Genomic DNA, 13,549 nt, shown 5'->3' with positions numbered 1-13,549 from the left:
GGCGGGGTGACGGTGACTGTTCAGCGATGGCTATTCGGTGACGGTTATGTCGGTGACGGTTATTCGACGATCGCGGCCGGCTTGTCCTCGGGGCCCGAGCCCCGCAGCGGGATCTCCTTCACGAAGAACGACGCGAGCAGCGCCACGACGCTGATGGCGGCGCCCAGCAGGAAGGCCGAGTGCGTCCCGGACGACACCGCGTGCTGGTAGGCGTCCTGGACGGCGTCCGGCAGCTTGGCGAGGCTCGCCGCGTCCAGCTGTGCCGACGTCTCGGTGACCTTGCCGCCCAGGGCTCCCGCGCGGTCGTCCATGACGTCCTGCACGCGGTTGTTGAAGAGCGCGCCCATGATCGCGACGCCGAAGGAGGAGCCGAGCGTGCGGAAGAGCGTGGCGGACGACGAGGCGACGCCCATGTCCTTCATCTCCACGCTGTTCTGCGCGACCAGCATGGTGATCTGCATCAGGAAGCCCATGCCGGCGCCGAGCACGGCCATGTAGAGGCCGGAGGTGAGGCGCGAGGTGCCGGTGTCCATCTGCGCGAGCAGATAGAAGCCGGCGACCATCAGGACGGTGCCGACGATGGGGAAGACGCGGTACTTGCCGGTGGCGGTGGTGACCCGGCCCGCGACCATCGAGACGGCCATCATCGAGAGCAGCATCGGCAGGAGCAGCAGACCGGAGTTGGTCGCCGACGCGCCCTGCACCGACTGCTGGAAGAGCGGCAGGAACAGCATCGCGCCGAACATCACGAAGCCGGTGATGAAGCCGATGACGGCCATCAGCGAGAAGTTGCGGTTGGCGAAGATGTGGAGCGGCATGACCGGTTCGGCGGCCTTCTTCTGTACGAAGAGGAAGCCGATCAGCGAGGCGACGCCGATGCCGATGAGCTCCATGATCACGGCCGAGCTCCAGGCGTACTCCGTACCGCCCCAGGTGGTGACGAGCACGAGCGCGCTGATGCCGACGGTGAGCAGGGCCGCGCCGAGGTAGTCGATGCGCCCCTCCGCCTTCTTCTTGGGCAGGTGCAGGACGCTGGTGACCATGGCGAGGGCGACGGCGCCGAGCGGCAGGTTGATGTAGAAGGCCCAGCGCCAGCCGAGGTGGTCGGTGATGGAGCCGCCGACCAGCGGGCCGCCGATCATCGCGACCGCCATGACGCCGGTCATCATGCCCATGTACTTGCCGCGGTCCCGCGGCGGCACCAGGTCACCGATGATCGCCATGACGCCGACCATCAGACCGCCCGCGCCGAGCCCCTGGACGGCGCGGAAGCCGATGAGCTGGCCCATGTCCTGCGCCATGCCGCTCAGCACGGAACCGGCGAGGAAGATGACTATCGCGGTGAGGAAGGCGCCCTTGCGCCCGTACATGTCGCCGAGCTTGCCCCAGATGGGGGTGGAGGCGGCGGTCGCCAGGGTGTAGGCGGTGACGACCCACGACAGGTGTTCCATGCCGCCGAGGTCACCGACGATGGTCGGCATCGCGGGGCCCACGATCATGTTGTCGAGCATCGCGAGCAGCATGGTGATCATCAGGGCGAACAGCACGACGCGCACGCTGCGCGGCTGCGGTTCGGCCTTGCCGGTCGCGGCCTGTGCCGCACCGGTCCCGGGGGGTGGTGGGGCCGTCTCTTCCGTCCCCGGGCCGGCCGCCCGCCCGGCTTTCTCGATGGTCTTCTCCGCCATGTTCCCCACTCCCCGCATGTCCCCGCGCTTGCCGCAGATCCCGGACTTCCCGGAATCGCGCCGGGCACTTACTTGCCGCCCGGCTAGTTGACTACACTGAGGGAAGGTAGACCCCCTACTAGCCGGGCGTCAAGTAAGTTATTGGCATGAAGCCGAGGAGCACCCCGATGGGCACGGGCACAGGCACGGGCAAGCAGCAGCGCCGCGGGAACACCCGTCAGCGCATCCAGGACGTGGCCCTCGAACTCTTCGCCGAGCAGGGGTACGAGAAGACGTCACTCCGCGAGATCTCGGAGCGTCTGGAGGTCACGAAGGCGGCGCTGTACTACCACTTCAAGACCAAGGAAGACATCCTGACCAGCATCTTCGATGACATCACGCGACCCATCGACGAGCTGATCGCATGGGGTCACGAGCAGCCGCGGCCGGTCTCCCTGGAGACCAAGAAGACGACCCTGCGCCGGTACAACGAGATCCTCGTCGACGCGGCGCCGCTCTTCCGCTTCATGCAGGAGAACCAGGCGACGATGCGCGACCTGAAGACGGGCGAGAGCTTCAAGGACCGCATGCTGGGGCTCTACGAGATCCTCAAGGATCCGGACGCGCCGATGGCCGACCAGGTGCGCTGCTTCAGCGCGCTGTTCACCATGCACGGCGGGATGTTCGTGCTCAAGGACGTCGAAGGCGACCCCGAGGAGAAGCGCAAGGCCATCCTGGAGGTCGCCATCGATCTGGTGACGCGGGCGCACACGGGCGCGTAGTCACGCCCAGCGGCTGGGGCGGGTCAGTCCATCGTCAGGTCTTCGTCAGACCTTCACGCCCACCGAGCCGAGGAAGGCGACCGGGTCGACGGCCGAGCCGTAGTTCGGGGTCGTACGGATCTCGAAGTGCAGGTGCGGACCGCTGGAGTTGCCGGTGTTGCCGGAGAGGGCGATGCGCTGGCCGGTGCCGACGTTCTGGCCCACCCGGACGTCGATCTGCGAGAGGTGCGCGTACTGGGAGTACGTGCCGTTGCTGTGCTTCACCACGACGGCGTTGCCGTACGCGGGGCCGTCACCGGCGCCGTTCGGTCCCGCCTTGACGACGGTGCCGCCGTGCACGGACTCGACGGGGGTGCCGACCGGCACGGCGAAGTCCTGGCCGGAGTGCTTGCTGGACCACATGCTGCCGCCGAGGCCGAAGCTGGCGGAGAGCGTGTAGTTGCTGACCGGGTCGACCCAGGCGGCGGCCTTCGCGGCCGCGGCCTTCTTCGCGTCGGCGGCCTTCTTCGCCTGCGCCTGCTGCGCCTTCTCGGCGGCCTTGGCCTGGGCGGCGGCCTGCGCCTGGACGGAGTTCACGGCGACGCCGGGCAGCGCGCCACCGCTCTTGGCGTCCCCAGCGGCGGCGACCGAGACCCCGGCACCCAGGGCCGCCGAGGCTCCGAGGCCGACGGCGATGACGGCCGCACGCGTACGGAACATCGACGGGCCGGGACGGTGGGACTTGGTGCGCTTGAGCATGAGGATGTCCTCCGGAGTGTGACGGCTGTGACGACTGAGGGGGGCATGAGTGGACCCGGCAGGCGGGCAGCGGGCGAGTCACCCGCAGATCGCGCTTCGCCGGGTCGGCCATCCCTTGGTAACCCCCACCCCGGCCGGGGCACAAAGGGCCCATCTACTACGTAAAGCCGTAGCTGAGCGCCAGCATTTAGACCTCTTGACACCCTCAAATCCGGACATTTACCCCGAGCTCACGCGGCGGGATTTTCCCCTCGCGCACGGGTTTAACCCGACGTCGGACGGGCAGACGCCGCATACCCACGGCGGTCCACGACCCGTCACCCCCCGACGCGGCAAAGGTCCCGGGGGTTGCGGGCCGAAGGTCCCGGGCCCGGATCGGGCCGCGCCCACTATGGCGCCTAGTACCGGCCAAAACCCCTGTGCGTCATGTCACCGGCCCCCGGGATCCGCCCCACCCCGAATGTGACCCGCACTACGCTCACGCCCATGGACCCCGCGGTCGTCGGCACCCGTCTGGCATCGAGCGCCATCGCCCCACTGATCAAGAGGCTTTTCGTGCGGGACGGCCCGGGCGCGGGCCTGGTGGAGCGACCCGTACGGCTGTCCGCACTGGTGTCGTTCCGCGGTGAGAAGCGCACGCTGTCCCAGCAGGACCTGCGCAAGCTCGTACGGGAACTGGTCGACAGGGCCGCCCGGGAAACCTCTGAGGCAGCCGACATCGAGCTGGATCCCCTCACGGACGCGCTGGAGCTGACGCTGTACGCGCTGCCGGACCTGGACCTCGACGACGTCGCAGCGGTGCGCCTCGGTCACGAGAGGCTGGCCGACAAGCTGTACGAGCGGGCCGGCGGCCGTCAGCTCGTGCGCTTCCTCAGCCAGGACACGGTCGCCCTGTACTCCCGGATCCTGGAGAGCGCCTGCCTCCACATCCTGCACTTCCTCACGCAGCGCTCCACCTTCGTCGCCCGCTCCCTGGTCGAGCAGAGCCGGCAGCTCGACGAGCTGATCACCCGCACGGACATCCTCATCCGGCGCCTCTGCGACCGGTCGGCGGAGGACGCCGGTTTCGAGGAGCGCTACGAGGCGTACGTCGCGAAGAAGCACAGCCGTCTCACGATCTTCGGCATCGACCTCAACGAGTGCCGTGACTGGCCCTTGGACACCGCCTACCTGAGCCTTCAGGCGTCCCGGAACGCCGACCACCAGCCCGTCGCCGACGGCACCTTCGCGGCGGAGAGCCGCGACGGGCTCCCGCCGGCCGAGCGCTGGATCCCGCCACTCTCCCAGCCCGTCGAGGGAGTGTTCGCGGGCAACGAGCGGGTCCTGCTGCGCGGCGCCGCCGGTTCCGGCAAGACCACGCTGGTGCAGTGGCTCGCGGTCACCACCGCATGCCAGGACCGGCTCACGGGCGAACTGGCCCACCTCATCGGGCGCGTCCCGTTCGTCCTTCCGCTGCGCACGCTCACGCGCCGGGGCGCGTCCTTACCCGCTCCGGGCGACTTCCTGGGCGCGGCCGACGCCATGATCGCCTCGGCCCAGCCCGCCGGCTGGGCGGACCGCGTGCTGTCGGCGGGCCGGGCGCTCATGCTGATCGACGGCATCGACGAGGTCCCCGAGGAGGAACGCGAACGCACCCGGCGCTGGCTCCGCGACCTGCTCTGCGCCTACCCGGGCAACCTCTGGCTCGTCACCTCGCGCCCCTCGGCCGTCCGCGAGGACTGGCTCGGCGGCGACGACTTCGCCGACCTCACCCTCTGCGAGATGACCCACGACAACATCCAGGTCTTCATCCGCCGCTGGCACGAGGCGGCCGGAGCGGACGCGGCTCTCGGCGACGCCCTCCTGGACGCCGTACGCACCAAGCAGGACCTCGGCAGGCTCGCCACCAACCCCCTGATGTGCGCCCTGATCTGCGCGCTCCACCGGGAGCGCCGTGGCTTCCTGCCGCGCGGCAGGAAGGCGCTCTACGACGCCGCGCTCTCGATGCTCCTGGAGCGCCGGGACCGCGAGCGCGACATGGCGGCCGACCTGGACGAGGAGTCCCAGATCGAGCTGCTGCAGCGGCTCGCCTACTGGCTCATCCGCAACGGCCGCTCCGAGATGGACCGCGCGGACGCCGTGAGCCAGCTGGAGCGGCTGCTGCCGTCCATGCCGCACGTCGTCGCCGAGCTGGGCACGGCCGACGACGTCCTGCGCCACCTCCTCGTACGGTCCGGACTGCTGCGCGAGCCCGGCGCGGGGGCCGTGGATTTCGTCCACCGCACCTTCCAGGACTATCTGGGGGCGCGGGCGGCGGTGGAGGAGCGCGACTTCGACCTGCTGGTCCGGCACGGGCATCTGGACCAGTGGGAGGACGTCGTCCGCATGGCCGTCGCCCACGCCCGCCCCGACGAGCGGGTGCGGCTGCTGCGGGGCCTGATGAGGCGGGGCGACAAGCAGCCGGAGCACCGGATGCGGTTGCACCTGCTGGCCATGGCCTGCCTGGAGCACGCGGCGAAGCTGGATCCCGAGGTGCGGGGAGAGGTGGAGGGGCGGGCTGCGGAGTTGATTCCTCCGCAGAGTTATTCGGAGGCGCAGACGTTGGCTGAACTGGGGCCGATCGTGCTGGAGTTGCTTCCCGGCCCCGACGAGGTGGCGACTGATCAGGAAGCGGCCTACGTCGCCAATACGGCGGCTCTCGTCGGGGGCGATGCCGCGCTGCCGTGTCTGGTGAAGTACCGGGATCACGCGTACTCCGTCGTCCGCCATCAACTCGGCTCCCACTGGGACCGGTTCGACACGGAGACGTACGCGCGCGAGATCATCCGCCACCTGCGGAACAAGCCCGACACGACGATTCTGATCCGCTCGCAGGACGAACTCACCGCGTTGAGCCGCCTGGGCGGACATCAGCTCGTCGACTTCGTGGGCGACTTCACGGCCGACCAGATAGTCGACGCGCTGGGCGACGTGGAGTTGGAGCGGCTCACCCTCTCCTTCAACGAAGTGATCGACAACCTGGAATTCGTCGCCCGGTTCCGGCACCTGAAACGCCTTGGTCTGTTGGTTTGTCGCGCCGTATCCTCACTCGCACCGGTGACCGGGCTCCCTCTGAGCGAGCTGGTCCTCCTTGAGGTTCCTCGACTCGACCTGGGCCCACTACGGTCGCTCGACCAGCTCACTTTCCTCAGCGCGCGGACGGAGACCGAGTGGGGTTCTCGAGCTCATACCGGACACAGCACCGCTGAAGTGCGTCTTTCTACCCAAGAACACGGCTGACCTGTCGGCCCTCGGCACATTCACCTCGCTCACTCAACTCGGCCTGGAGCTGGAGGTTCCGCTCACCGCCGAAGACTGGCGGGTGATCGCGGGCCTGCCGCATCTGGAGTACCTGAGTCTGAGCCTGAAGGAGCTGTCGAGCCTGGCGGCGAGCGGAGTCCGACTGGACGCGGTGGGCCGCCCCACCGTCATGGCTGACGGCTCCGAGTGCGATCTACGGCAGGCCGTCGAGGCGTTCCCTTCGATGACAGCTGTCAGCGTGGTCGCGCCGGTCGCGCTCGACCTGACCCCCTTGCGGGCAAACCCTCGACTACGGCGCGTCAGCGTGTCACAGACCAACGAGGTCCCCGACCCCGCCCAACTCCCCGACTCTGTGGAGCTGGTCGTCAACGGACGCCGACTCGTGCGCCCCTGACCTACTACTCTCATGCCATGGATCCCGCGGTCATAGGCACCCGCCTGGCATCGAGCGCCGTAGCCCCTCTGATCAAGAAGCTGTTCGTGCGGGAGGGTCCGGGCGCGGGGCTGGTCGACAAGCCCGTACGGCTGTCCTCGCTGGTGTCGTTCAAGGGCGAGAAGCGCACGCTGGGCGAGCGGGACGTGCGGCGGCTCGCGGAGCGGCTCGTGACGGCGACACTCGACTCACCGGGCGAGCACACCTTTCCGCCCGACGAGGTCCTAGTTGTCACCGACGCCCTGACCCGGACGCTTCTCTCGCTCGGCGAGCTCGACATGGACGATGTCCAGGCGGTCCGGCTGGGCCACGAGAAGCTGGCCCGCAAACTGCTGCACGCGGCACCGGACTCCCGGCTCTCCGCCGACGCCTCCCTCTACCTCGCCTCGGTCACCGAGTGGGCGTGTCTGCACATCCTCCAGTTCTTCACGCAGCGCTCCACGTTCGTGGCGGCGACGCTGGTCGCGCAGAGCCGGGCGCAGGACGAGCTGATCGCGAAGGTCGACGAGCTGATCTCCCGCAGCCCGATCGCCGGCGGGGCGGAGGACGTCGCCTTCGAGCGGCGCTACCTCGCGTACGTCGCGAAGAAGCACGGCAAGCTGACGATCTACGGCATCGACCTGGCAGGCTCCCCGGGAAAGTGGCCCTTGGACGCGGCCTACATGTCGCTGGAGGCGGCGCCGCCCGGGCGCGTGGCCATGGCCCACTACCAGGCGGGCGCCGAGTACCACTCGGAAGAGGTGGAGATCGTCGAGCGCACGCCCCCGCTCCCCGCCGACCAGGCGCTCGCCACCCATGACCGGGTCCTGCTCAGGGGCGAGGCGGGCTCCGGCAAGACGACGCTGGTGCAGTGGCTTGCGGTGAGCGCGGCGCGGCAGGAGGCGACAGGCCCCGGGTACGCCATGACGTACCTCGAAGACCGCGTCCCGTACGTCCTCCCGCTGCGCACCCTCACCCGCCACGGCGAGCGTCTGCCCGCGCCCGCCGATTTCCTCGCCTCCGTGGACTGCCCGCTCGCGGGGACCCAGCCGAAGGGGTGGGAAGCGCGCGTGCTGACGGCCAGCCGTGCGCTGGTCCTGATCGACGGGATCGACGAGGTCCCTGAGGCGGAGCGCGCCCGGACGCGGGAGTGGCTGAGCGATCTCATCGACGCGTTCCCGGGCAACCGCTGGCTGGTGACGTCGCGCCCCTCGGCCGTACGGGAGGACTGGCTCACCGAGGAGGGCTTCGCCGAGCTGACGCTCTCCGCGATGCGGAAGGCGGAGGTGGCGGCGTTCATCGAGCGGTGGCACGCGGCCGCGACCACGGGCGCGCCCGAGGAGGAGGCCGCGCTCGCCGCGTACGAGAGCCAGCTCCTGGCGGCGGTCCGGTCGAAGCCGGACCTGGGGCGCCTGGCCACGAACCCCCTCATGTGCGGGCTGATCTGCGCGCTGCACAGGGACCGGCGGGGCTTCCTGCCGCTGGGCCGCAAGGACCTCTACACGGCCGCTCTCTCGATGCTTCTGGTACGCCGGGACCGTGAGCGCCACATGGCGGTCCCGGAGTTGCGGGAGGAGCCGCAGCTGCAACTGCTCCAGCGGCTCGCGTACTGGCTGATCCGCAATGGCCGTACGGTGATGGACCGTTCGCGCGCGGAGGCCATCATCGCGGACGCGCTGCCTGCCGTACCTGAGCTGGCCCCGCTCGGTGACGCCGGAGCGGTCTATACCCACTTCCTGCACCGCAGCGGCCTCCTGCGCGAGCCGGAACCCAACACGGTCGACTTCGTCCACCGCACGTTCCAGGACTTCCTCGGCGCACGGGCCGCAGTCGACGAGGGCGACTTCGGGGTCCTCGCGCAGCATGCCGCCGACGACCAGTGGGAGGACGTCATCCGCATGGCGGTGGCGCAGGCGCGGCCGCGTGAACGGGCGGATCTGCTGGGCGACCTGCTCTCGTTCGGCGACGGCCACCCGGAGGAGGGGACCCGCAAGCGGATCCATCTCCTGGCGGCGGCCTGCCTGGAGCACGCGGCGGAGCTGGCGCCGGCCGTGCGGGAGGAGGTGGAGCGGCGGACGGCGGAACTGATTCCGCCGCGCAGCGCTTCGGATGCCCGTGCGCTCGCGGAGGCCGGTCCCGTGGTGCTCGACCTGCTTCCAGGCCCGGAGGGTCTGACCGATGACGAGGCCCGGCACGTGACGATCACCGCGACCCGCGTCAGGTCGGACGCGGCGATCCCCTTCCTCGCCCGCTTCGCACGGCACCCGAGTCTCCCCGTGCGCAGCCAGCTGATGTGGGGGTGGAACCGGTACGACTGTCGCGCGTACGCCGAGCAGGTCATCGCCCACCTCGACGACGGGCAGACACACTTCACGATCCTCAACGACGAACAGGCGGCGGAGCTCGAGCGGTTGGGGATACGCCCGAAACTCCTGGACCTGCGCGCGGAGGTCTCCCCCGAGACGGCCTCCCGGCTGCTCGTGGCCTGCGTGCCCACGTTCCTGATGCTCGCGATCCCTCCGGGCCGCCTCACCCCCGAAGCGCTGTCCTCCCTGCGCGACCTCACCGCCCTGCGCGTCTTCGATGCCCGCGAGCCCTGGGACCTCTCTTTGTTCCCCTCGGACGCGCCCCTGCACACCCTGGGGTTCTTCGGCTCTGTCGACAGCCTGACCGATATCCATCACATGGAGACGTGGCGGGAGCTGAACTGGGTCATCTTCGGCTCCTCGGAACGCCTGGACACCGCCGTGCAGTGGGAGGCCCTCACCCGTCTCCCCCATCTCTCGGAACTGACAATGTCCACCGACAGCATCGCGGCCGCGCCACCCGGCCTGACCCTGCCCGGTGTCAGAAAGCTGCAGGTGTCCCCCAAGGGCGAGTGGGATGCCGCGATGGCCCGTCTCGTGACACTCCTGCCCGGGCTCGTGGACGTGAACGTGCTCAAGCCCCCGGGCCACGAATCGTTCGACATCACCCCCCTGGTCGGCCTCCCGGCCCTCAGGCGCCTCCGGACACCCACCCCCACCACCACCGGCCTGGAATCCCTGCCCGGCCACGTCGAGGTGTCCGTCTACGACCTCCTCAGCGATTGAGCTGAAACCACACCGGAGTCATGAGCTCAGCGGACGTGGGTCAGCAACGTGTGCAGCACGGCCTCGGCGTGTGTCCAGAGCAAGGACCCCCCGGCATCGGGAAGCACGTGCCGGGTTGCTGTCGGGATCAGCTGGGCGAGCGACTCGCCCAGGTCCGGAGAGTGGACCGGGCTGGTGTCCTGCTGCCCGTACCAGAGGTCGACGGGGACGGCGATGCCGGCGGGGTCGAACGGCCAGCGGCCCATCGCCAGGACCGTGTCGCGGGCGTAGCCGGCCGGGCCCTGGCTGAACGCCTCGTCCAGCGCCTGCCGGAAGGCGCACTGGAAGACCGGGTCGGTGTAGACCGCCCGGTCTGCCCCGGAGGCCGTCGTGACGGTCAGCTCCCACAGTGCGTCGGCGCTGCCGAAGTCGGCGAAGCTCGCCTCGGCGGCGACGGGGTCGGCCGCGACGGCGTCCACCATGTCCCTCACCTGCGGGATCAACGAGTGGGCGAAGCGAGGATGTGCCAGGTCGTCGCTGCCGGACACCACGGCCACCGCGTTCACCAGACCGTTCGCCGCCAGGGCGAGGGCGAACGGTGCCCCCTGTGAGAATCCCACCGCCGCCGGCGCTCGTAGACCCCGTTCCAGGCAGAGGTGCCGGATGTCGGTGGCCCAACTGGTCAGGGTCCGGCCAGGGGCTGGACCGGAGACGCCGAGGCCGGGTCGGTCCACGCTGATGAGCCGGACCCCCGCCGCGTCGACGACGTCACCGCCGAAAGCGAGCCGCCTGCTGGTGGCCGCCCCAGGGCACAACAGCACCGGGGTGCCGTCGGCCGGCCCCCACTCCGCCCAGCCCAGGAGTCGTCCGTCCGGCAGCTGGAACTGTCCGAGCCGCGCTGGTTCCCGTACGCCGTAGTCCATGATCCTCATTGTCCCGCGCCCGCCCCCCGGGCAGGGGGCCGGTGCCGAACGGCCCATGTGTCGGCGGCCGTTGACCTAATCTGAAGCCATGGTCGACCCCGCAGCCCTAGGTGCTCGCCTCGCGTCCAGCGCAGTCGCCCCCCTCGTGAAAAAGCTCTTCGTGAAGGACCAGCCGGGCGCGGGCCTCGTCACCAAGCCGGTGCGGATCTCGGGGCTCGTGTCGTTCCGGGGCGAGAAGCGCGAGGTCACGCCGAAGGACGTCGAGAAGGTCGCGGAGGAGCTCGTCCGCAGGGCGCTGAAGGCGGCGGGGCCCGGCGAACGGCCCGTGGACGCCGCCGAGGCCGTCGCCGTCAAGCACGCCCTCACGCACTCCCTCGCCGCCCTCGGCACCCTCACCATCGAGGACTACGAAGCCGTGGCCCTGGGGCCTGAGGAGTTCGCGCGCGTGCTCCGCTCGCAGTCGGCCGTGACCGTCGTGACGTTCGCGCTCAGCCGTGACGCCGAACTCTTCTACGACCAACTGCTCCACACCGCCTCCCTCCACATCCTGACCTTCTTCACGCAGCGCTCCACCTACATCGCCCGGCAACAGACCTCGCAGAGCCAGCAGCTCGCACGGCTCGTCGCGGCCGTCGACGTACTCCTGGAACGGCTGCCGTCGCAGTCGAGCGAGGACGCCGCGTTCGAGGAGCGGTACGCCTCGTACATCACCGCGCGGCACGGCACGCTCACCATCTACGGCCTCGACGTCTACGCAGGGACCAGCGAGTGGCCCCTCGACACGGCGTATCTGAGCCTGGAGGCGACCCAGGAGTCCCCGGGGGAGGGGGCCGTCAAGGTCGCCGCCGAGCGCGTCCTCTCCAAGAAGAACCACGTGCTGCTGCGCGGCGTCGCCGGATCCGGCAAGACCACCCTCGTGCAGTGGCTCGCGGTCACCGCGGCCGACCGGACGTACGAGCACGGGCTCACCCACCTCATCGGGCGGGTGCCGTTCGTGCTGCCGATGCGGCGGATCGTCCGGCCGGGCGCCGAACTGCCCGCGCCCCACCAGTTCTTGACCGCCGTCGGGTGTCTCGTTGCCGGGGAGCAGCCGCCGGGCTGGGTGGAGCGCGTCCTGGAGGGGCGGCGCGGCGTGCTGCTGGTCGACGGGATGGACGAGATCTCCGAGGACCGGCGGGAGTCGGCGAAGCGGTGGCTGCGCGATCTGATCCGCTTCTTCCCGGGCAATCTGTGGCTCGTCACGACCCGCCCCTCCGCTGTCCCCGACAAGTGGCTGGACCCCACCGGCTTCGCCGAGCTCACGCTGTCGCCAATGGCGCGCGACGACGTGGAGACGTTCGTAAGCCGGTGGCACCGCGCGGCGGGTGCCGACGAGGCCGTCGGGGCCGCCCTGCTGCAGTCCGTGCGGGCCGCGTCCGAGCTGAACCGGCTCGCGACGAACCCGCTGATGTGCGGGATGCTCTGCGCGCTCCACCGCGAGCGGCGTGGCTTCCTGCCGCAGGACAGGAAGTCCTTGTACGAGGCGGCGCTGACGATGCTGCTCGAGCGCAGGGACGTCGAGCGGGACGTCACGGCCGTACGGCTGCCGTTCGCCATCCAGGTCCAGCTGCTCCAGAAACTTGCCTGGTGGCTGATCCGCAACAGCCGCTCCGAGATGGACCGTTCGGACGCCGTGCACATCCTCGGGGAGGCCGCCCCCGCGATGAACCTCGACGGCGACGGCGAGGACGTCTACCGCTGGCTGCTCCTGCGGTCGGGGCTGCTGCGGGAGCCCGCCGAAGGGCGCGTGCACTTCCTGCACCGCACCTTCCAGGACTATCTCGGCGCCCGGCTCGCCGTGCAGGAGCTGGACTTCGACCTGCTCGTGAACCACGCGGACCGGTCCGAGTGGGAGGACGTCATCCTGCTGGCCGTCGCGCACGCACGGCCGAAGGAGGCCGAACTGATGCTGCGGCGGCTGGTGTCCAGCGCCACGCCGCGCGGCAAACTCCTCGCGGCCGCCGCGCTGCCGTACGCGGCGGAGGTGGCGCCGGCCGTGCGGCAGCTGGTCGAGGAGGGCATACGGTCGCTGGTCCCGCCGCGGACGGAGCGCGAGGCCTACGCCTTGGCGGAGGTGGGCGGCGATCTCGTGCTCCACCTGCTGCCCGGCCCCGACGAGGTCGACGGCGAGCTCGCGTATCTGATGCCCCTGGTGGCCGCCAAGGTCGGCAGCGCGCCTGCGCTGCACTACCTGACCCGCTTCCGCGACCACCCCGACCGCAAGGTCCAGCTGGCCCTGACCGCCTCCTGGTCGATCTTCGACCGTGAGCTGTACGTACGAGAGGTCCTGACGCATCTGTCCCAGCGCCCCATGGTCCCCGTGCACGGGCCCGACGACCTCCGAGCCCTCCGCGCCATCGGCGGCTGGCCGATCATCAAGGTCGTCGGCGCCTACCGCGTCGAGGACCTGACGGAACTCCTCGTGCCCGAGCAGCTCACCCGGCTCTCCCTGGACGCACCCCACCCCGTCGAGGGCCTCGCCTGGCTCTCGGCCTTCCCGCACCTCACCGACGTGGATCTGGACGTGGCGGTCGGCGCGAGCACGGCCGAGCAGGTTCCGTCCGGCGTACGTCTCAACACCCCGGAGACACAGGGCACTTGACCTATCCTTGGCCTTACGGCAAGACCCGACCCCAGGGAC

At 70.1% G+C, this 13,549-nt stretch carries 8 protein-coding genes; 5 read left to right on the top strand and 3 right to left on the bottom strand.

The genetic code is table 11. The annotated features are described in order from the left end of the window. Positions 1-59: 59 nt before the first annotated feature. Positions 60-1,685: an MDR family MFS transporter gene (locus ACZ56E_RS32985; protein WP_471219803.1), complete on the bottom strand. Its 1,626-nt coding sequence runs from the start codon at positions 1,683-1,685 to the stop codon at positions 60-62. A gap of 167 nt (positions 1,686-1,852) precedes the next feature. Between ACZ56E_RS32985 and ACZ56E_RS32980 the strand changes: the two genes are divergently transcribed. Further along, the gene (locus tag ACZ56E_RS32980; protein WP_471219800.1) at positions 1,853-2,446 is read left to right on the top strand and encodes a TetR/AcrR family transcriptional regulator; all 594 of its coding nucleotides are present in this window, start codon (positions 1,853-1,855) and stop codon (positions 2,444-2,446) included. 45 nt (positions 2,447-2,491) lie between these two features. On the opposite strand, the gene ACZ56E_RS32975 is transcribed toward ACZ56E_RS32980, so the two are convergent. After that, positions 2,492-3,184, bottom strand: a complete 693-nt coding sequence (locus ACZ56E_RS32975) for a M23 family metallopeptidase (protein ID WP_471219798.1) — start codon at positions 3,182-3,184, stop codon at positions 2,492-2,494. 486 nt (positions 3,185-3,670) lie between these two features. Here ACZ56E_RS32975 and ACZ56E_RS32970 point away from each other — a divergent pair, with 486 nt between their 5' ends. From ACZ56E_RS32970 to ACZ56E_RS32960, 3 genes are all read left to right on the top strand, one after another. Next, complete coding sequence (locus ACZ56E_RS32970; RefSeq protein ID WP_471219796.1) at positions 3,671-6,442, top strand: NACHT domain-containing protein; 2,772 nt, start codon at positions 3,671-3,673, stop codon at positions 6,440-6,442. A gap of 82 nt (positions 6,443-6,524) precedes the next feature. Continuing rightward, on the top strand, positions 6,525-6,857 hold the full coding sequence (locus ACZ56E_RS32965; RefSeq protein WP_471219794.1) for a hypothetical protein: 333 nt from the start codon (positions 6,525-6,527) through the stop codon (positions 6,855-6,857). A gap of 17 nt (positions 6,858-6,874) precedes the next feature. Beyond that, complete coding sequence (locus tag ACZ56E_RS32960; RefSeq protein WP_471219792.1) at positions 6,875-9,967, top strand: NACHT domain-containing protein; 3,093 nt, start codon at positions 6,875-6,877, stop codon at positions 9,965-9,967. A 26-nt stretch (positions 9,968-9,993) separates the two neighbouring features. Here the strand turns inward: ACZ56E_RS32960 and ACZ56E_RS32955 are convergent, their stop codons facing one another. Next, complete coding sequence (locus ACZ56E_RS32955; protein ID WP_471219790.1) at positions 9,994-10,869, bottom strand: alpha/beta fold hydrolase; 876 nt, start codon at positions 10,867-10,869, stop codon at positions 9,994-9,996. A gap of 88 nt (positions 10,870-10,957) precedes the next feature. On the opposite strand from ACZ56E_RS32955, the gene ACZ56E_RS32950 reads away from it, so the two are divergent. Then, positions 10,958-13,510: an NACHT domain-containing protein gene (locus tag ACZ56E_RS32950; protein WP_471219787.1), complete on the top strand. Its 2,553-nt coding sequence runs from the start codon at positions 10,958-10,960 to the stop codon at positions 13,508-13,510. Positions 13,511-13,549 lie beyond the last annotated feature (39 nt).

Source organism: Streptomyces sp. NPDC039480, assembly GCF_055597165.1.
Note: the sequence above shows the minus strand (reverse complement) of the source record. Positions and strands in the feature narration are given on the sequence as shown.

What these genes read in the sequence shown, in the direction of transcription:
- ACZ56E_RS32985 (WP_471219803.1), bottom strand. Translation starts at nt 1,685, where the DNA reads ATGGCGGAGAAGACCATCGAGAAAGCCGGGCGGGCGGCCGGCCCGGGG.
- ACZ56E_RS32980 (WP_471219800.1), top strand. Translation starts at nt 1,853, where the DNA reads ATGGGCACGGGCACAGGCACGGGCAAGCAGCAGCGCCGCGGGAACACC.
- ACZ56E_RS32975 (WP_471219798.1), bottom strand. Translation starts at nt 3,184, where the DNA reads ATGCTCAAGCGCACCAAGTCCCACCGTCCCGGCCCGTCGATGTTCCGT.
- ACZ56E_RS32970 (WP_471219796.1), top strand. Translation starts at nt 3,671, where the DNA reads ATGGACCCCGCGGTCGTCGGCACCCGTCTGGCATCGAGCGCCATCGCC.
- ACZ56E_RS32960 (WP_471219792.1), top strand. Translation starts at nt 6,875, where the DNA reads ATGGATCCCGCGGTCATAGGCACCCGCCTGGCATCGAGCGCCGTAGCC.
- ACZ56E_RS32955 (WP_471219790.1), bottom strand. Translation starts at nt 10,869, where the DNA reads ATGGACTACGGCGTACGGGAACCAGCGCGGCTCGGACAGTTCCAGCTG.
- ACZ56E_RS32950 (WP_471219787.1), top strand. Translation starts at nt 10,958, where the DNA reads ATGGTCGACCCCGCAGCCCTAGGTGCTCGCCTCGCGTCCAGCGCAGTC.